The organism is Lysobacter sp. cf310 (assembly GCF_900114355.1).
Lineage (GTDB): Bacteria > Pseudomonadota > Gammaproteobacteria > Xanthomonadales > Xanthomonadaceae > Lysobacter.
Genome location: NZ_FOSS01000001.1, coordinates 809,288 through 827,231 on the forward strand (window position 1 = coordinate 809,288; position 17,944 = coordinate 827,231).

17 protein-coding genes are annotated in these 17,944 nt (G+C 67.7%); 7 read left to right on the plus strand and 10 right to left on the minus strand.

Annotation, left to right across the window (positions count from 1 at the left end; genetic code table 11):
- The first annotated feature begins 177 nt into the window (after positions 1 to 177).
- On the plus strand, positions 178 to 1,245 hold the full coding sequence (locus BMZ45_RS03515; protein ID WP_091632465.1) for an AraC family transcriptional regulator: 1,068 nt from the start codon (positions 178 to 180) through the stop codon (positions 1,243 to 1,245).
- Between the two features lie 141 nt (positions 1,246 to 1,386).
- Here the strand turns inward: BMZ45_RS03515 and BMZ45_RS03520 are convergent, their stop codons facing one another.
- The 5 genes from BMZ45_RS03520 to sucC form a co-directional block, all read right to left on the minus strand.
- Positions 1,387 to 1,770 carry a RidA family protein gene (locus BMZ45_RS03520; protein WP_091632470.1) on the minus strand — a complete coding sequence of 128 codons (384 nt, stop codon included), beginning with the start codon at positions 1,768 to 1,770 and terminating at the stop codon, positions 1,387 to 1,389.
- A gap of 59 nt (positions 1,771 to 1,829) precedes the next feature.
- A complete protein-coding gene (locus tag BMZ45_RS03525; RefSeq protein WP_091632473.1) occupies positions 1,830 to 3,470 on the minus strand; it encodes an NAD+ synthase in 1,641 nt (546 codons plus the stop codon).
- A 21-nt stretch (positions 3,471 to 3,491) separates the two neighbouring features.
- Entirely contained in the window at positions 3,492 to 3,848 is a 357-nt protein-coding gene (locus BMZ45_RS03530) for an endonuclease domain-containing protein (RefSeq protein ID WP_091632475.1), read from the minus strand.
- Positions 3,849 to 4,494: 646 nt separating this feature from the next.
- The gene (gene sucD, locus BMZ45_RS03535) at positions 4,495 to 5,370 is read right to left on the minus strand and encodes a succinate--CoA ligase subunit alpha (RefSeq protein ID WP_091632478.1); all 876 of its coding nucleotides are present in this window, start codon (positions 5,368 to 5,370) and stop codon (positions 4,495 to 4,497) included.
- Positions 5,371 to 5,382: 12 nt separating this feature from the next.
- Complete coding sequence (sucC, locus tag BMZ45_RS03540) at positions 5,383 to 6,549, minus strand: ADP-forming succinate--CoA ligase subunit beta (RefSeq protein ID WP_091632481.1); 1,167 nt, start codon at positions 6,547 to 6,549, stop codon at positions 5,383 to 5,385.
- 262 nt (positions 6,550 to 6,811) lie between these two features.
- On the opposite strand from sucC, the gene BMZ45_RS03545 reads away from it, so the two are divergent.
- Both BMZ45_RS03545 and BMZ45_RS03550 read left to right on the plus strand, forming a co-directional pair.
- A complete protein-coding gene (locus tag BMZ45_RS03545) occupies positions 6,812 to 8,431 on the plus strand; it encodes a sensor histidine kinase (RefSeq protein WP_254776519.1) in 1,620 nt (539 codons plus the stop codon).
- A 65-nt stretch (positions 8,432 to 8,496) separates the two neighbouring features.
- Complete coding sequence (locus BMZ45_RS03550; protein WP_091632486.1) at positions 8,497 to 9,906, plus strand: sigma-54-dependent transcriptional regulator; 1,410 nt, start codon at positions 8,497 to 8,499, stop codon at positions 9,904 to 9,906.
- A gap of 11 nt (positions 9,907 to 9,917) precedes the next feature.
- On the opposite strand, the gene BMZ45_RS03555 is transcribed toward BMZ45_RS03550, so the two are convergent.
- From BMZ45_RS03555 to BMZ45_RS03575, 5 genes are read right to left on the minus strand one after another with little or no spacing between them, the layout of a single operon-like run.
- A complete protein-coding gene (locus BMZ45_RS03555; protein ID WP_091632489.1) occupies positions 9,918 to 10,631 on the minus strand; it encodes a methyltransferase domain-containing protein in 714 nt (237 codons plus the stop codon).
- A complete protein-coding gene (locus BMZ45_RS03560) occupies positions 10,619 to 11,254 on the minus strand; it encodes an SAM-dependent methyltransferase (protein ID WP_175488902.1) in 636 nt (211 codons plus the stop codon). Before BMZ45_RS03560 ends, BMZ45_RS03555 begins: the two co-directional genes overlap by 13 nt.
- Before the next feature lie 54 nt (positions 11,255 to 11,308).
- Positions 11,309 to 12,325, minus strand: a complete 1,017-nt coding sequence (locus BMZ45_RS03565) for a glycosyltransferase (RefSeq protein ID WP_091632494.1) — start codon at positions 12,323 to 12,325, stop codon at positions 11,309 to 11,311.
- Entirely contained in the window at positions 12,325 to 13,119 is a 795-nt protein-coding gene (locus BMZ45_RS03570; RefSeq protein ID WP_175488903.1) for a glycosyltransferase family A protein, read from the minus strand. The genes BMZ45_RS03565 and BMZ45_RS03570 overlap by 1 nt, the downstream gene beginning before the upstream one ends.
- An 11-nt stretch (positions 13,120 to 13,130) precedes the next feature.
- A complete protein-coding gene (locus BMZ45_RS03575; RefSeq protein WP_157489411.1) occupies positions 13,131 to 13,493 on the minus strand; it encodes an EamA family transporter in 363 nt (120 codons plus the stop codon).
- 475 nt (positions 13,494 to 13,968) lie between these two features.
- On the opposite strand from BMZ45_RS03575, the gene BMZ45_RS21920 reads away from it, so the two are divergent.
- The 4 genes from BMZ45_RS21920 (at position 13,969) to BMZ45_RS21940 (ending at position 17,883) form a co-directional block, all read left to right on the plus strand.
- Positions 13,969 to 14,397, plus strand: coding sequence for a pilin (locus tag BMZ45_RS21920; RefSeq protein ID WP_091632500.1), 429 nt, complete (start codon positions 13,969 to 13,971; stop codon positions 14,395 to 14,397).
- Positions 14,398 to 14,751: 354 nt separating this feature from the next.
- Positions 14,752 to 15,177, plus strand: coding sequence for a pilin (locus tag BMZ45_RS22090; RefSeq protein WP_091632502.1), 426 nt, complete (start codon positions 14,752 to 14,754; stop codon positions 15,175 to 15,177).
- Positions 15,178 to 15,310: 133 nt separating this feature from the next.
- Positions 15,311 to 17,221 (plus strand): hypothetical protein, encoded by a 1,911-nt coding sequence (locus BMZ45_RS03590; protein ID WP_139215372.1) that lies wholly within the window; start codon positions 15,311 to 15,313, stop codon positions 17,219 to 17,221.
- 230 nt (positions 17,222 to 17,451) lie between these two features.
- On the plus strand, positions 17,452 to 17,883 hold the full coding sequence (locus BMZ45_RS21940) for a pilin (RefSeq protein WP_057163816.1): 432 nt from the start codon (positions 17,452 to 17,454) through the stop codon (positions 17,881 to 17,883).
- The last annotated feature ends 61 nt before the right edge of the window (positions 17,884 to 17,944 follow it).

A 17,944-nucleotide genomic window follows, 5' to 3' on the forward strand; every position in this document is an offset into this window, starting at 1 on the left:
GAGTCTTGCGCTCCCCGTTTGGTCGTTATTGGCACGTCGCGAGTGACCGTGCTCGGATCGCGCCGCTTCCCCTGGCCGGCGCCGCACTGCGTTCACGAGTCTCGGCCGCGGTCACGCGCGCGCGTGAGGGCAGTTGCGGCACACTAAGGGGGGATTAACGGCCAAGTTGCGAGAACGATGCCGCATCGGATCCAGGAAGCGCCACGCACCGACATCGCCCTGATGTCGCCGAATCTGCTGTGGGGCCTGTTCCGGAGCGCGGAGGAACACGGCGTGTCCAGCGCCGACTGGCTGCTGGGCACCCAGCTCACCCGCGCCCAGATCGACGACCCCGGCGTGCGCCTGCCCGATCGCCAGACCGCGATCGTGGTCGAACGCGCGCTGCGGGTGCTGCCGCCCTCGATCGGACTGGACCTGGGCGCGCAGCAGAACGTCGGCAACTTCGGCCTGCTCGGACTGGCCATGACCACCGCGGCCACCTTCGGCGAGGCGATCGCGCTGGGCCTGCGCTTCACCCCCGTGGTCGGCAGCCTGATGCGCTTCGTCGAAAGCGCGGCCGCGCCGGGCGAGATCGCCTTGGCCGGCGAGATGATCGTGGCCAACGCGGCCATCCATCGCTTCGTGTGCGAGGAGTTCTTCGCCAGCTGCCTGGCGCTGGCGCGCGGGCTGGTCGGCGCGGCGCTCAAACCCCTGCGCCTGGAGTTCAGCTACCCGGCGCCGGACTACGCCGAACGCTATCGCGAGGTGTTCGAGTGCCCGATCGCCTTCGACCAGCCGCAGGACCGGCTGGTGCTGGACGAACGCTGGCTGGCGCATCCGCTGAGCACCCACAACCCGATCGCGGCGCAGCAGGTGCTGGCGCTGTTGCGCGCGCAGATGCCCGCGACCCAGGCCCCGGGCGAGACCACGGCGGCGGTGGAGCGGCTGTTGCGCGCGCAACTGGCGAGCGACCCCAAGCTGGCCGACATCGCCGCGCAGTTGCACGTGAGCGAGCGCACCCTGCGCCGCCAGCTCAGCGCCGAAGGCACGCGCTACAACGCGCTGCACGACCGGCTGCGCATCGATCAGGCCTATGCCCTGCTGCGCGACCGCGAACGCCCGATCGCGAGCATCGCGGCGGCGATCGGCTACAAGGACCCGCGCGAGTTCCGGCGCGCGTTCAAGCGCCTGACCCAGACCACCCCTCGCGAGGCGCGCGAACGGCTGCTGGAAGAGGCGGCGGTGCGCAAGACCGCGCCGGGGTGAATGCGCGCATCGCGTTCGACGCGGGCGCGGCATGCGGGGACACGCTCGCCACCAGCGGCTCCGCCGCAGCGGCTAGCGGGGCGGCACGCCCCACCGCCTGGGAGCGATGCGCGCGGCGCATCGCCCCGATCGCGACGGGGATCAGTCCAACACCATGATCGCGTCGGCCTCGAAGGCCACGCCGCGCGGCAGCGCGGAAACCTGCACGGTCGAGCGCGCCGGGTACGGCGCGTTGAAGTACTCGCCCATCACCGCATTGACCTTGCCGAAATTGCCCAGGTCGGTCAGGAACAGGCCCAGACGCACGATCTGCTCCAGCGAACCGCCGGCGGCCTCGCAGACTTCCTTGAGGTTGAGGAACACGCGATGGGCCTGGGCCTCGATATCGCCCTCGATGACCAGGCCGCTGGCCGGATCGAGCGGAATCTGGCCGGACAGATAGACGGTGGCGCCGACGCGCACGGCCTGCGAGTACGGGCCGATCGCGGCGGGCGCATTGGCCGTGTTGATGATCTCTTTGGACATGGACGGGATCCTGATGGGGGACGGGCAATGCTAAGGCGTTTGCGCCGGCGCGGGAGCGGTCAGCCGCGGTAGCCGTTGCTGATCGGATAGCGGCGCTCGCGCCCGAACGCACGGTGCGAGACTTTCGGGCCCGGCGCGGCCTGGTGGCGCTTCCACTCGCTGATCCGCACCAGGCGCAGCACCCGGTCGACGGTGTCGGCGGCGAAACCGGCCGCGACGATCTCGTCGCGCGACTGCTCCTGGTCGACGTGGCGTAGCAGGATCGCGTCGAGCACGTCGTAAGGCGGCAGCGAGTCCTGGTCCTTCTGGTTGTCGCGCAGCTCGGCCGAGGGCGGGCGGTCGATCACGCCCGGCGGAATCAGCGGCGCGCCGGCGACCGCGTTGCGCCAGCGCGCCAGATCGTAGACCTCGGTCTTGTAGAGGTCTTTGATCGGCGCGTAGCCGCCGCACATGTCGCCGTAGATGGTGGCGTAGCCGACCGCGTACTCGCTCTTGTTGCCGGTGGTCAGCAGCAGGCCGCCGAACTTGTTGCTCAGCGCCATCAGCAGCGCGCCGCGCGTGCGCGACTGCAGATTCTCCTCGGTCACGTCCACGGCCTTGCCGGCGAAGGTCTCGGCAAGGGTGTCCAGATAGCCCTGGAACGGCTTTTCGATCGGCAGCGCGATCAGGCGCACGCCCTGGGCCTGGCATTGCTCGGCGGCCAGGTCGTTGGACAGGCCGGCGGTGTAGCGCGAGGGCATGCGCACCGCGGTGACGTTGTCCGCGCCCAAGGCATCGACCGCGATCGCCAGCACCAGCGAGGAATCGATGCCGCCGGACAGGCCCAGCCAGACCGAGTCGAAGCCGTTCTTGCGGCAATAGTCGCGGGTGCCGCGCACCACCGCGCGCCAGGCCAGCGAGTCGCGGCCGTCGTCGGTTTCCTCGGGCCAGGCCACCGGCGCGAACGCGCGCGTGGCCGCGTCGTAGTCGGCGACCAGCCAATGGTCCTCGAACGCGCGCGCGGCGTTGTGCACGCGGCCGTCGCCGTCGGCCAGCACCGAGGCGCCGTCGAACACCAGCGCGTCCTGGCCGCCGACCACGTTGAGATAGGCCAGCGCGCAGCCGCTTTCGCGCACGCGCTGGGCGATCAGGGCGTCGCGCTGGGCGTGCTTATCGCGCTCGAACGGCGAGGCGTTGGGCACCAGCACCAGCTCGGCACCGGCCGCGGCGGTCGCCGCCAACGGCTCGGGGAACCACAGGTCCTCGCAGATCACCAGGCCCAGCGGCACGCCCTTGACCTCGAACACGCAGCTCTCGCCGTCGGGATCGACGTCGAAGTAGCGACGCTCGTCGAACACCGCGTAGTTGGGCAGCTCGCGCTTGCGATAAGTCGCTTCGACGCGGCCGTCGCGCAGCACGCTGGCGGCGTTGTAGACCACCGCCCCGGCCGCCTGCGGCCAACCGACCACCGCGGTGATGCCGCCGCCCACCGCGCTGGCCACGCGCAGCAGCGCGGCCTCGCAGTCGGCCAGGAAGCTCGGGCGCAGCAGCAGATCCTCGGGCGGATAGCCGCTGATCGCCAGTTCGGGGAACAGCACCACGTCGGCGCCATGCTGGTCGCGCGCCTGCACGATCATTTCGGCGATGCGTTCGGCGTTGCGCTCGACGGCGCCGACCGGGAAATCGAACTGGGCCAGGGCGATGCGGAGGGTCTGGGACATGGGCGCTCGGTTGGCAGAAGGTCAGCTCAGGCTGATAGCGTCGCAGGCCACCGCGGCATGGATCTGCTCCAGCACCGCTTCGGTCCGCGCCAGGACGTCATTGTTCCAGAATCTGAGGACGCGGTAGCCGCGGGATGCGAGGAAGCGGGTCCGGGCGCGGTCGGCGCCCGAATCCGCGTGCTGACCGCCATCGGCTTCGACGATCAGGCCGCGCTCGATACAGGCGAAATCGGCGACGTACGGCCCGATCGGGTGCTGACGACGGAATTTGCAGCCCATCAGGGCGCGATTGCGCAGATGGAACCATAGGCGGCACTCGGCGTCGGTCATGCTCCGGCGCAAGCGGCGTGCGTCATCGCGTTTCTGGCCGGGGCGCATCCTTGCGCGGTTCTTGGCAGGAGAGCTCAGCTTGCGATGGGCGGGGTTCCACGCGTGTAGGAAAAGCGGCCCTCACCCCAACCCCTCTCCCGCAAGCGGGAGAGGGGCTAAGCCGCGGCCATGGGTAGGAATATGGGAAGTCGCTCTGATAGAAATCCGGGGCCTCTGGAAATCCGGGCCATCACGTGGCTCCGCCCCATCGTGGCGGCCGCCCCAAAGCGACGCACCGAGCCCCTCTCCCGCAAGCGGGAGAGGGGCTAAGCCGCGGCTATGGGTAGGAATATGGGAAGTCGCTCTGATAGAAATCCAGGGCATCTGGAAATCCGGGCCATCACGTGGCTCCGCCCCATCGTGGCGGCCGCCCCAAAGCGACGCACCGAGCCCCTCTCCCGCAAGCGGGAGAGGGGCTAAGCCGCGGCATGGGTAGGAATATCGGAAGTCGCTCTGATAGAAGTCCGGGACGTCTGGAAATCCGGGCCATCACGTGGCTCCGCCCCATCGTGCCGGCCGCCCCAAAGCGACGCACCAAGCCCCTCTCCCGCAAGCGGGAGAGGGGTTGGGGTGAGGGCCGCCCAATCGCCAAGGCCCTCAAACGCGAAAAGGCCGCCCGAAGGCGGCCTTTTCGACAACCACATCCAGCGCCGGCTTACTTCGCCAGACGCTTGGCGATCGCCGCGCCCAGGTCGCCGGGCGACTTGACCGTGGTGATGCCGGCCTTTTCCATCGCCGCGAACTTGCCGGCGGCGGTGCCCTGGCCGCCCGACGCGATCGCGCCGGCGTGGCCCATGCGCTTGCCGGCCGGAGCCGAGGCGCCGGCGATGAAGCCGACCACCGGCTTGGTCACGTGCTGGGCGATGAACTCGGCCGCTTCTTCCTCGGCCGAACCGCCGATTTCGCCGACCATGATGATGCCCTCGGTCTGCGGATCGTTCTGGAACAGCTTCAGCGCGTCGATGAAGTTGGTGCCGTTGATCGGGTCGCCGCCGATGCCGATGCAGGTCGACTGGCCGAGGCCTGCGTCGGTGGTCTGCTTGACGGCTTCATAGGTCAGCGTGCCCGAGCGCGACACGATGCCGATCTTGCCCGGCAGGTGGATGTGGCCCGGCATGATGCCGATCTTGCACTCGCCGGGCGTGATCACGCCGGGGCAGTTCGGACCGATCAGGACCGTGTCCGGATAACCGCCCAGGGTGTTCTTCACGCGCAGCATGTCCAGCACCGGGATGCCTTCGGTGATGCAGACGATGACCTTGATGCCGGCGTCGGCCGCTTCCAGGATCGCGTCGGCCGCGAACGGCGGCGGCACGTAGATCACCGACGCGTCGGCGCCGGTTTCGGCGACCGCGTCGCGCACGGTGTTGAAGACCGGCAGACCCAGGTGCTGGGTGCCGCCCTTGCCCGGGGTCACGCCGCCGACGACCTGGGTGCCGTAGTCGAGCATCTGCTCGGCGTGGAAGGTGCCCTGCGTGCCGGTGAAGCCCTGGACGATGACCTTGGTGTTCTTGTTGATCAAAACGGACATGTCAGTGGCCCCTTACTTGCCGGCGACGGCGGCAACCGCCTTCTTAGCGCCATCGTTGATATCGTCCGCCGGGGTAATGGCCAGACCCGAGTTCTTCAGCAGTTCCTTGCCGGCTTCGACGTTGGTGCCCTCGAGGCGCACGATCACCGGCACCTTGACGTCGACTTCCTTGACCGCGGCGATGATGCCGTCGGCGATCATGTCGCAGCGGACGATGCCGCCGAAGATGTTGACGAAGATCGCCTTGACCTTGTCCGAGCTCAGGATGAGCTTGAAGGCCTCGGTCACGCGTTCCTTGGTGGCGCCGCCGCCGACGTCGAGGAAGTTGGCCGGCGAGCCGCCGTTGAGCGCGATCACGTCCATGGTCGCCATCGCCAGACCGGCGCCGTTGACCATGCAGCCGATGTTGCCGTCCATGGTGACGTAGTTGAGGTCGTGCTGGCTGGCCAGCACCTCGGTCTCGTCTTCCTGGCGGATGTCGCGCATCGCGGCCAGGTCCTTGTGACGGAACGTGGCGTTGTCGTCGCTGTTGACCTTGCCGTCGAGCACGGCGAGGTCGCCGTTGGTGAGGATGGCCAGCGGGTTGAGCTCGACCAGCGCCAGGTCCTTCTCGTTGAACAGGCGGAACAGGCCCTGCATGATCTTGGTCAGCTGACCGACCTGCTTGGCGTTCAGGCCCAGGTCGAAGCCCAGATCGCGGCACTGGTAGGCCTGCAGGCCCTGGATGTAGTTCACGTGCAGGGTCTTGATCAGGTCCGGCGTCTCGGCCGCGACCTTCTCGATCTCGACGCCGCCTTCGGCGGAGGCGATGAAGGTGATCGACTTGGTGGAGCGGTCGACCAACACCGACAGATACAGCTCCTTGGCGATGTCGGTGCCTTCGGAGATCAGCACCGTGTCGATCGGCAGGGCGACGCCGGCGGACTGGTAGGTCTCCATCCGGGTGCCGAGCATGGCGGTGGCGTACTGCTTCACTTCGTCGTAGCTCTTGGCCAGCTTGACGCCGCCGGCCTTGCCGCGGCCACCGGCGTGGATCTGGGCCTTGACCACCCAGAGGTCGCCAGGAATGGCCTTGGCGGCCGCAACGGCCTCATCCGGCGTGCGCGCGACGCGCCCGGCGGGCACCGCAATGCCATAGTCGGCAAACAGCTGCTTTGCCTGATATTCGTGAAAATTCATGCGTCACCGAGGGGAGTGAAAGACGTCCCGCGCGAATAGCGGACCGCTGGGCGGGCCAGCGCGAGGGGGCCGCATTGTCGCCGATCGCGGCGGAGCGAGCAAAACCGGGCCCGGACGCGGCCGGCACCGCCAGACCCGGCAAAGCCCGCCACAGCAGGCCGCGACCGCCCCGGGAGGCGCCGCGCGGCAGGCCCGGCGCATGGGCGATCCGGGCGCTTTCGCGCATACTCGGCGCCATTCCGTCCGGACTAGGGTCAGCCGCTTGCCGTCAGGTCTCGCCCCCGTCGCCGCCTCCGATGCCGACCACGCGCTGCGCCGCGAGCTGTACTTCTTCACCCTGTACCGGCTGCTGGAGGCCGCCCTGCTGGCCCTGCTGGTGTTCGGGCCGGCCCAGGTCCTGATCCGCGCCCCCAGCCTGCCCCTGCTCGCGCGCGCCGTGGTCCTGGGCTACATGCTGGCGGCGATGCTGCTGTTCGTGTCCGGGCGCCGCGGCGACCTCCACACCCAGGCCCTGATCGGCATCACCATCGACCTGCTGGCCGGCATCCTGGCCCTGCACGCCCTGCCCGCCGCCGGCACCGGCATCGCCCTGATGCTGGTGTTCAACGTCGGCGCCGCGGCCTTGCTGCTGCGCATGCGCTACGGCCTGAGCATGGCCGTGATCGCGGTGGCGCTGCTGCTGGGCGAGTACGCGTTCAGCGAACTGGTCGGCAACGGCAGCGAACGCGTGGTCGGCGAGCCGGTGATGTTCGCCCTGGGCTTCATGGCCATCGCCACCTTGACCAGCCTGCTCGGGCGCGAGATGCGCGCCAGCTCGGCCCTGGCCGAGCGCCGCGGCGCCGAGGCCGCCAACTACGCCGAGATCAACGAACTCATCATCCGGCGCATGCGCACCGGCGTGCTGCTGGTCGACGGCGAGGGGCGCCTGCGCCTGGCCAACGAGGCCGCGATGCTGCTGCTGGGCGACCCGGGCGAGCACTCCGATCACAGCCATCGCAACCTGGCGATCGCCTCGCCCGAGCTGGCGCGCCGGCTCGGCCGCTGGCGCGCCGATGCGGTCCCCGACGAGACCCCGCTGCAGATGGCGCCGGACCAGCCCGAGGTGGTGCCGCGCTTCACCCGCCTGCTCGCCGGCAGCGACCAGACCCTGATCTTCCTGGACGACACCTCGCTGGTCTCGCGCCGCGCCGAATCGATCACCTTGGCCGCGCTGGGCCGGTTCTCGGCCAGCCTGGCCCACGAGATCCGCAATCCCCTGGCCGCGATCAGCTATGCCGTGCAGTTGCTGGAAGAGTCGCGCGACATCGCCGTGGCCGACCGCCGCCTGCTCGAGATCGTGCGCCAGCAGGGCACGCGCATGAACGGCATCGTCGAGAACGTGCTGGGCATGGCGCGGCGCGAACCGGCCAAGCCCGAGCACGTCGACCTGGTCGCGTTCAACCGCCAGTTCGTCGACGAGTACAACACCAGCCACCCGATCGAACTGGACAGCCTGCGCGCGACCTCGACGCAGCCGCGCATCCCGGCGCTGGTCGATCCGCGCCAGTTGCACCAGGCCCTGACCGTGCTGGTGCACAACGCCCTCACCTACGGGCGCATGCCGGGCGAGCCGGCGCGGGTGACCGTGCACGCCTACCTGGACGCGAGCGCCGTGCCGGTGATCGATGTGCTGGACCGCGGCCCGGGCATCCCGGAATCGGTGGCCTCGCGGCTGTTCCGGCCGTTCTTCACCACCTCCAGCCACGGCACCGGCCTGGGCCTGTACATCGCGCGCGAGCTGTGCCGGGCCAACCAGGCCTCGCTCGACTACGTGCCCATGCCGGGCGGCGGCGGCTGCTTCCGTATCCACCTCTCCGGCACCAACGCGATGTTGCCGGCGTGACCTGGAGCACGCTCCCGGCTTGGCCGTGACGCACCCTTAAGCTATCGTGTCGGGCGGAGGATGCAATGGCAGAAACTCGTAGTGCACTGGTGATCGACGACGAGCGCGATATTCGCGAGCTGTTGGTCATGACTTTGGGCCGCATGGGCCTGCGTTGCGACACCGCCTCCAGCGTTTCGGAGGCGCGCAGCCAGCTGGCCCGCAATCGCTACGATCTGTGCCTGACCGACATGCGCCTGCCCGACGGCTCCGGCCTGGAGTTGATCGCCGAGATCAGCCAGAAGCATCCGGACACCCCGGTGGCGATGATCACCGCGTTCGGCAATGTCGAAGCCGCGGTGGAAGCGCTCAAGGCCGGCGCCTTCGATTTCGTCGCCAAGCCGGTCGAACTGACCGTGCTGCGCGACCTGGTCCGGCACGCGCTGGAACTGAACGAGAGCCGCCGCAGCACCGCCGACACCGTCGCCTCGCGCCTGTACGGCGAATCGCCGGCCATGGCCAAGCTGCGCCAGACCATCGGCAAGGTCGCGCGCAGTCAGGCGCCGGTCTACATCGCCGGCGAGTCCGGCGTGGGCAAGGAGCTGGTCGCGCGCACCATCCATGCCGAAGGCGGCCGCGCCAGCGGTCCGTTCGTGCCGGTCAACTGCGGCGCGATCCCGGCCGAGCTGATGGAAAGCGAATTCTTCGGCCACAAGAAGGGCAGCTTCACCGGCGCCCACGCCGACAAGCCCGGCCTGTTCCAGGCCGCCGACGGCGGCACCCTGTTCCTGGACGAAGTCGCCGAGCTGCCGCTGCCGATGCAGGTCAAGCTGTTGCGCGCGATCCAGGAGAAGTCGATCCGCCCGGTCGGCGCCCAGGCCGAAGTCGTGGTCGACGTGCGCATCCTCTCGGCCACCCACAAGGACCTGGCCGCGCTGGTCGCCGACGGCCGCTTCCGCCAGGACCTGTACTACCGCATCAACGTGATCGAACTGCGCGTGCCGCCGCTGCGCGAACGCCTGGACGATCTGCCCGGCCTGGCCAGCAAGGTGCTCGAGCGCCTCGCCGGCGCCCAGGGCCGCGCGATCCCGCGCCTGGGCGACGACGCCCTGGAAGCGCTGCGCGCCTACGCCTTCCCCGGCAACGTGCGCGAGCTGGAGAACATCCTCGAGCGCGCCCTGGCCCTGGCCGAGGGCGAGCTGCTCAACGCCGCCGACCTGCGCCTGCCGCGCCTGTCGACCCAGGGCCCCGCGCCCGTGGCTGGCGCACCCGCGGCGCCCGCCGCGGCCGCGCCCTCGGCCGGCGCCGATCCGCGCACCCTGAACCCGCGCGATACCTCGACCAGCGCCCTGCCCTCGTACATCGAGGAAATCGAACGCGCCGCGATCCAGCAGGCGCTGCAGGAAAACCGCTACAACAAGACCCGCACCGCCGCCGCGCTGGGCATCACCTTCCGCGCGCTGCGCTACAAGCTCAAGAAGCTCGGGATCGACTGAGTCCGCCCGGATCAGATCCGGGCCACGCCGATCCAGCCCGCGCTGAGCATCGGCGTGAGCCATTCCAGCAGGTTGATGCCGGCCTGGAAGCTCCGCACCGCGACCCGCCCCGCCGCGCCACTGCGATCGATCATTTCGTCGAAACGCGCCCCATAAGGGGCTAGCGATTGCAACTCGATCCCGGCGCGGTCGAACAGCGTTCGCAGGGTCTTGTACGAGTAGATCTGCAAATGATCGGGATGGGTCGATTCACGCCCAGCCAGCCCGATCGCGAGGTTGTGCCAACTGCAGGCGTTGGGCGTCGAGAACACCAGCGCCACCCCCTGCAGCTCCGGGCAGGCCTTGAGATTGCGCAGGAAACCCAGCGTGTCCGGCAGGTGCTCGATCAGCTCCCCGACCACGATCAGGTCGGGCCGGCCGTAGCGCGCCACGCTGTCCGACAAGGCAAAGATGTCGGCATTGACGATGATGCCGTTGGGACGCGTCTTCAGCCCCTGCTCGGGCACCAGTGCGGAATTGTCGATGCCCACCACTTCGCTCGCCACCGCGCACAAGCGCGAATGCAGCCAACGGCCGCTGTCCTGCTTGGCCGCGTAGGCCGTCTCGTCCAGAGCGCCGAGATCGAACACGCGTTTGTCGCGCGCATGCGCCTCGATCTGCGCGATGCGATCGCGCGGCCGGTCCACCTTGATGCCTTCCAGGGCCGTATAGCTCAGTGGCTGCATGGCATCGCGCCTTGCGGCACGCGCATGCGCACCAGATAGTTGGGGCGGTCTGTCGTCAGCAGACCCAGTTCGGTCGGCGCGCTGTCGGGCAGCAGGCGCTGCGCCATTTCCGCCACCTGCGCCGACCCGATCAGCATCACCCCGCGATCGCCGCTGATGTACTTGTCGGCCAGGAAACCCAGGGTCGCCCGGTAATGGCCTGGCTCGACGTCCTTGACCAGCAAGGGCGCCCCCGGCAACAGCGCATTGGCGACCGCGCGCAGGAAGTCCTCGCGCTGCTCCGGCGCGACGTGATGCATGACGTCGACCACGATCGCCGCATCGTACTTGCGCGACAGGGACCGCAAGTGGTCCTGAATGGTGGTCGAGGGCACCAGGGCGACGCGCGCCTGGAACTGCGGGCGCAGGAACCGCCCCACGCTGCCGGCCACATCGACCATGGTCACGCGCAGGTCCGGCCGCAGCGCGAACAGGCGGTTCAACAGCTCGCCGTCGCCACCGCCGATGTCGAGCACGCTGGCGTCGGCCGGCAGGGCCTCGGCCAGCTTCGCGGCCACCCGATCCAAGTCGACGAATATCGCGCGATAGGCATTGGCTGCCACGCGCTCCAACGACGCGGGCATGCACGCCCGCAATAGCGGACCTATCCTCATGGAGCCCCCGAAATCGATAGCGGCTTATTCATCGCGCAGCAGCGGATGCACGGCGCGCCGGGGCACCGCGGAGATGTCGTAAGCCAGGAAACCCAGCAGCAACTGGATCCCGACGATGATCTGCAAGGCCGCCAGCATCACGCTGCCGGCGCTGGTCGGCACCCCGCTGCGGAACGACTCGATCCAGAACCCCAGCCCCATCGCGACACCGACCGCCATGAACAGCAGGCCGAACGCCAGCTCGATCGAGGCCAGCGACAGGTCGCGCAGGAAGTAGTTGTAGAACACGCGCTTGAAGGTGTTGCGCACGTGCTTGAACAGGAAGTCGAACAGGATCTTGGAGATGCGCAGATTGCTGGTCTCGGCGCCGTAGCGCGCGTCCATCGGCACGTCCACCACCACCGCGCGGATGATGTTGAGCCGGAACAGCATGTCGGTCTCGAAGAAATAGCGCCGGCTGATCTTCTTCAGCGGCAGCTTGGCCACCACCTTGGCGTGGATCGCGGTGTAGCCGTTGGTCGGATCGAACACGTCCCAGTAGCCGGACGAGATCTTGGTCATGAACGACAGCATGGCGTTGCCGAAGATGCGCAGCTTGGGCATGCGGCCGATCTGGGCCAGGTCGTAGAAGCGGTTGCCCTTGGTATAGTCGGCGTCGCCGCGCAGGATCGGCCCGACCAGTTGCGGCAGCGCCGCACCGGCCATCTGACCGTCGCCGTCCATCTTCACCACCACATCGGCGCCGTCGGCCACCGCGCTGCGGTAGCCGGCCATCACCGCGCCGCCCACGCCCAGGTTGACCTCGTTGAACAGCACGCGCACGCGCGGATCGCGGCACTCGCTCTCGACGTAGCGGCCGGATTGCTCCGGGCAGGCGTCGTCGACCACGTAGATGCGCCACACCGCCGCCGGCACGTCCTCGATCACGCCCAGGATATGTTCGCGCACGCGATGGCAGGGCACGACCACGGCGATACGCGGCGCGTCGGTCGCGGGCTCCAGCCCGGGCAAGGCGGCGATCGGTTCGGCGAGCTGGCTCATCAGGCGGCGCTTTCGTAGGACAGGCGATAGGCGCGCGCGAGCAGGCGTGCGATCGGGCGCGGCCACAGGGAATCGAACATCATCTGGTCCTCCGCCGCACGCACCCCATCGCGCACGCCCGCGCTGGTTTCGCTGCCGGGGTGGATGCGATGCAGCATCAATTGCTCGCGAATGTACACGAACGCGCCCGGCTCCCGCGCGCGCCGCACCCAGGCGTCCCAATCCAGGTTGACGCGCAGGTCCTCGCGAAAGCGCGGCACGCTCGCGCCGCGCGCCAGGGTCACCGAAGGACACGGAATCGGGCAGCCGAAGCGCAGCGCGCGCAACTTGGCGCCCGGTCGCGCGATCGCGCCGCGCCCCAGGAACGCCAACTCCAGCAGCGCACGCTTGATCCGCAGCATCGCGGTGGCGTCGCGCACGGCCTCGCTGTCGCCCAGCAACTCGGCGTAACCGGTGAACAGCAGCGCCGCATCCGGATGCGCCGCGGCGGCATCGAGGGTGCGGCGGGTGAACTCGGGCAGATAGAGGTCGTCCTGGTGCGCGACCGTGACCCAGGGCGTGTCGGCCTGGGCCAGGGCCTGGTTCCAGTCGCGGCCGATGCCGGCGTTCGGCGCGTGCACCGTCAGGCTGGCGCCGTACTCGCGCGCCAGCTCGGCCAGCCCCTCGTACGGCGTCGAGGTCGCCAGGTGCAGGCGCGAGGGCAGACTCTGCGCGCGCAACGAATCCAGGCACGCGCGCAGGTGCGGCGAGCGCCCATAGGCGGGAACCACGAAGGAATGCAGCGACTCGGACACGCGCGCGACGCTCAGGAACCCTGCCCCACCGATGCCAGCAGCAAAACCCCGGACGACACCAGCGCGACGCCGACCCATTGCGCCGGCGTGAGCCGCTCGCCATAGACCAGCCAGCTCGCGGTCGCCATCAGTATGTACATGGTCGCGCCGGAGATCGCGAACGCCATGCCGAGCTTGACCCGGCTCACGACGATCACCCAGATGGTGAAGCCCAGCCCCTGGATCGCGATCGCGGCCAGCACGCCCGGCGACAGCATGGCCGACATCAGCCAGTCGAAACCCTTCAGGTCGGGGCTGCGCACGGCCAGTTGCAGCAAGGCGCGCTTGATCAGCAACTGGCTGCCGATGGTCGAGCAGCTCACGAACAGGATCATGAAAATTTCGCGGATCACTCAGCCCCCAAGGCGTACAGGCAACGATTCAGCACCTGCGCGTGCAGGTTCCACGGCAAAGGCGGCGGCGGACGCCGGGGCTATGCAGCCTATCTAGTATGCAAGCTCGCCTTAGGCCTGCCACACGCCGACCGTCGAGCTGCGACCTGGGTCACCGCACGGGCAGACCGTCGCCGCTCACCGACAGCGGCCCCATACGGAATCCGGGCCAGGCGCAGCCATGGATGTGACGCTCATGGTCACCACCGTCTCCCTGACTGACAAAAAAGGGCAGTCCGCCCACCCCATTCTGCGACTCCAACTGTGACGATATTTTCTTTTTAGAGATTTTTATGTCCCAAATAGGCTGGCACGAGTTGTGCGTGATACCTAGGGCACGCGCTACTCGTGCGGCCGGCGACGGATCGCCAGGCCGGGCGAGTCGGCACGTGACTCACACCACCCCTAGGAAAAAGTCATGAAAAACAACCAGCAAGGCTTCACCCTGATCGAACTGATGATCGTGATCGCGATCCTCGGCATCCTGATCGCCATCGCTCTGCCGGCCTACCAGGACTACTCGATCCGCACCAAGAACGCCGAGTGTCTGAACGTCTCTGCGGCTGCCAAGCTGGCCGTGTCCGAAACCGCCCAGGACCGCGGCTCGCTGTCCCTGGTCAGCTCCACCAACACCGGTTACACCTTCGAGGCGAGCGACTACTGCGCCTCGGTCGTCGTCGCCAACGGCGGCACGATCACCGCGACCACCAAGAGCACAGGCGCTAACGTGCAGGCCATCTTCTCGCTGATCCCGACTGGCGCACAGGGCCGCATCGACTGGGAATGCAAGAACACCGCCGCCAACGTTCCGCCGTCGCAGCTGCCGGCCGAGTGCCGTCCGAAGTAACCCTCGCGCTACCCGATGATCCCAAGCCCCGGTTCGCCGGGGCTTTTTTGTTTTTGAAAAAAACAAGTCCTTATCAGGACAAATAATTCATTAATTCCATATTGAATCCTGGTTGAGCAACCATTCTTCAATGTGCCCTCCTCATGCCTGCCGTCGTTCACCAATTAACTGCGACTACGCTCTCATTCGTCGTGCCGGCACCTACAAGGCAGTCTTTTCGAGACTTCAGTTGGCCTTGTTGGCATGGGTTGTGCGTATGCTTTCCGTGCACGTGCAGTTACGCACGGCAAGCCGACGGACCGCCAAGCCGGGCCAGCAGGCACGTGAAGTTCACCACTCCTAGGGGAAACACCAATGAAGAACAACCAGCAAGGCTTCACCCTGATCGAACTGATGATCGTGATCGCGATCCTCGGCATCCTGATCGCCATCGCTCTGCCGGCCTACCAGGACTACTCGATCCGTACCAAGAACGCCGAGTGCCTGAACGTCGCCGCGGCCGCCAAGCTGGCCGTGTCCGAAACCGCCCAGGACCGCGGCTCGCTGTCCCTGGTCAGCACCACCAACACCGGTTACACCTTCTCGCAGAGCGATTACTGCGCCACGGTCGTCGTCGCCAACGGCGGCACGATCACCGCGACCACCCGCAGCACGGGTGCGGACGTCCAGGCCGTCTTCTCGCTGGTCCCGACCGCCGCTTCGGGTCGTATCGACTGGCGCTGCAGCAACACCGCTGCCAACGTTCCGCCGTCGCAGCTGCCGGCCGAGTGCCGTCCGTAAGCACGACCTAAGCAACACGTAAGACCCGAGCCCCGGCCACAAGCCGGGGCTTTTTTGTGCCATCGTCGCAAGCGCCTATCGCACAGGCAGGCTTGGCCGCTCATACTCTTTCGTTTGGCATCCAGGTCCCGACATGCAGGCACGACTGCTGTTAGCCGCATCCATGCTGATCGCGCTGGTCGTCTATTGGCCCGGATTGAATGGACCGTTCGTACACGACGACATTTCCTCCTTCGCCGCCCTGCAAAGTTGGCTGCACGGAAAAGCCAATTGGCAGGAAGTGCTGCCCGGAAATGCGTCGTGGCTGTACGCGCGACCAGTGTCCATGGCCAGCTTCATGCTCACCGCGGCGCTGGGCGGCGGCACGCCTTTCTCCTACAAATTCGGCAACCTCGCCGCTCATCTGCTGTGCGGCTTGCTCGCCTGGCAGGTCCTGCGGCGTCTACTGGCTCGCGATCCTCGCCTGACCGCGCGCGCGGACCTGATCGCCGCCATCCTGACCACCCTATGGCTGCTGCATCCGCTGCATGCCAGCACCGTGCTGTACGCGGTTCAGCGTATGGCGCAGCTCGCCGCGTTGTTTGCGCTGGCTTCGCTGTGGTGCTATCTCGCCGCCCGTCAACGCCTCGACGAAGGACGCACCCGGGCCGCCCTGCCCTTGTTGTTTCTGCTCGCGCCGCTGCTGTTCGCGGCCGCAGTGCTGAGTAAACAGAATGGCGTCGTGGCCCCGGCGCTATGCCTCGCGCTGGAACTGGCTTATTTCCGCGGCCCGCGCCCCAAGCCCTTGCTCGCGTTCTTCGGTGTGTTCCTGGCCCTGCCCGCAGCCGGCGTCGCCACCTTGCTGGCTTTTACTCCGCAGCGCCTGCTAGGCGGCTACGGCGAATGGGACTTCAGCCTCGGAGAGCGGCTGCTGACCCAGGCCCGCGCGCTGGTCGATTACCTGGGCACGCTGCTGCTGCCCTATGCGCCACGCATGGGTTTGTACACCGACGATTTCGCCACCTCCACCGGCCTGCTTTCGCCGCCCAGCACCCTGCTGTGCCTGCTGCTGCTGGCCGGCATAACGCTGGCTACGATCCTATTGCGACGGCGCGCACCCAGCCTGTTCGCCGGCTGGATGTTCTTCCTGATCGCCCACGCCGTCGAATCCAGCTTTCTGCCGCTGGAGATGTACTACGAGCACCGCAACTACCTGCCGTCCATCGGCCTGCTGCTGGCCGTGGCCGGCCTGGCCGCGCTCGTCCCCGCAGCCGCGAAGGAAGGGGAGCGGCAGAACCGATTGGTCCTGGCGGCGACTCTGGGCCTGGCCGCGGTGCTGGCGTTCGCCACGCTCGGCCGCGCCCTGGTCTGGCGCCATTTCGATACCATCGTCGAGCAGGCGTTGCGCTTCCATCCCAATTCGATGCGCGCGCATCTCGACCTGTCGACCCTGGCCCTGTTCGGTCGCCGCTACGATGAAAGCGAACGCATACTCAATGACTTGGCCGCCAGCACCACACCCCGCGACCGACTGCTGGCCAATATCAACCTGATCACCACGCAATGCCTGCGCAATGACAGCGCCGACCCCGACCTGCTGAAGCGCATCGAGAAAGACGCGCAGCCGGAGCTGACCATCTTCGAATCGCAGTCGTTACTGCAAATGACCAACATCGCCGGCAAGGGCTGCGGCGAGATCTCTCTGCTGGACATGGCCGGGACCACCGAGACACTGCTCGCCGCCGCCCATGCGCAACCCGACTCGGTCCGATCGAAATGGGTGACTCGCGCGATCGCCGCCCAACTCTATGCGCGCGCCGACCGCTGGTCGCAGGCGCAAGCGCAGGCCGAATTGGCATGGCAGCCGGGCGCCGATCTGGCCATCGGCGAGATGCTGACGCGAATCTATATCCATAACGGGCGCCTGAGCGACGCCGAGCGCACCTATGCTCAGTTGAAGCAGCGTACGAAGCCCTACGACACCCCGGGGCAACACAACCTGCGCGAGCTGCGGAAATCCCTGGCCCAGGGCGGTCCACGGCCACCCGCTCCCCAGGCTCCCTGAGGCGCCTGCCTGGAAGGCATTGGGCGTAATGGCCGAACTGCGTCATATCACGACGCAGAAGGCTGATCGGCGAGCGCGCGATCGCCCTGCCGGGCCGGCGTTCATGACGGCCGTCACACCCCCAGGCTTGGCACGTTCTTTGCAGCGTTCTCCTACTAGGGGGGATCTGCGCCCGACCAGGAGCATTGTGCTCAGGCCGGCCGATCCGAACGCTACTATCGGAGAGGGCCATGAATAAGCGTCATACCGGGGGTTTCACCCTGATCGAACTGATGATCGTGATCGCGATCCTCGGCATCTTGATCGCCATCGCACTGCCCGCCTATCAGGACTACTCGATCCGCACCAAGAATGCCGAGTGCTTGCAGGTTGCCGCCAGCGCCAAGTTGGCCGTGGGCGAAACCGCTCATTCCGCCATCGGACTGACCAACGTGACCTCCAGCAACGTGGGTTACACCTTCGCCGGTAGCGACTACTGCGCCTCGGTGACGATCGCCAACGGCGGCACGGTCACCGCGACGACCCGCAGCACCGGCGCCGACGTTCCGGCCGTGTTCTCGCTGGTTCCGAATGCCGCACAAGGCCGCATCGACTGGACCTGCAGCAACACTGCAGCGAATGTTCCGCCGTCGCAGCTGCCTGCCGAGTGCCGCAACCCCTGATTTCGGGGACGTGACCGGATCGACGAAAACGGCCACTTACCTTGTGGCCGTTTTCTTGTGG

Excerpts from the sequence above, each read along its gene's own strand:
- BMZ45_RS03515 (WP_091632465.1), top strand. The coding sequence starts at position 178 with ATGCCGCATCGGATCCAGGAAGCGCCACGCACCGACATCGCCCTGATG.
- BMZ45_RS03520 (WP_091632470.1), bottom strand. The coding sequence starts at position 1,770 with ATGTCCAAAGAGATCATCAACACGGCCAATGCGCCCGCCGCGATCGGC.
- BMZ45_RS03525 (WP_091632473.1), bottom strand. The coding sequence starts at position 3,470 with ATGTCCCAGACCCTCCGCATCGCCCTGGCCCAGTTCGATTTCCCGGTC.
- BMZ45_RS03530 (WP_091632475.1), bottom strand. The coding sequence starts at position 3,848 with ATGCGCCCCGGCCAGAAACGCGATGACGCACGCCGCTTGCGCCGGAGC.
- sucD (WP_091632478.1), bottom strand. The coding sequence starts at position 5,370 with ATGTCCGTTTTGATCAACAAGAACACCAAGGTCATCGTCCAGGGCTTC.
- sucC (WP_091632481.1), bottom strand. The coding sequence starts at position 6,549 with ATGAATTTTCACGAATATCAGGCAAAGCAGCTGTTTGCCGACTATGGC.
- BMZ45_RS03550 (WP_091632486.1), top strand. The coding sequence starts at position 8,497 with ATGGCAGAAACTCGTAGTGCACTGGTGATCGACGACGAGCGCGATATT.
- BMZ45_RS03555 (WP_091632489.1), bottom strand. The coding sequence starts at position 10,631 with ATGCAGCCACTGAGCTATACGGCCCTGGAAGGCATCAAGGTGGACCGG.
- BMZ45_RS03560 (WP_175488902.1), bottom strand. The coding sequence starts at position 11,254 with ATGCCCGCGTCGTTGGAGCGCGTGGCAGCCAATGCCTATCGCGCGATA.
- BMZ45_RS03565 (WP_091632494.1), bottom strand. The coding sequence starts at position 12,325 with ATGAGCCAGCTCGCCGAACCGATCGCCGCCTTGCCCGGGCTGGAGCCC.
- BMZ45_RS03575 (WP_157489411.1), bottom strand. The coding sequence starts at position 13,493 with ATGATCCTGTTCGTGAGCTGCTCGACCATCGGCAGCCAGTTGCTGATC.
- BMZ45_RS21920 (WP_091632500.1), top strand. The coding sequence starts at position 13,969 with ATGAAAAACAACCAGCAAGGCTTCACCCTGATCGAACTGATGATCGTG.
- BMZ45_RS22090 (WP_091632502.1), top strand. The coding sequence starts at position 14,752 with ATGAAGAACAACCAGCAAGGCTTCACCCTGATCGAACTGATGATCGTG.
- BMZ45_RS03590 (WP_139215372.1), top strand. The coding sequence starts at position 15,311 with ATGCAGGCACGACTGCTGTTAGCCGCATCCATGCTGATCGCGCTGGTC.
- BMZ45_RS21940 (WP_057163816.1), top strand. The coding sequence starts at position 17,452 with ATGAATAAGCGTCATACCGGGGGTTTCACCCTGATCGAACTGATGATC.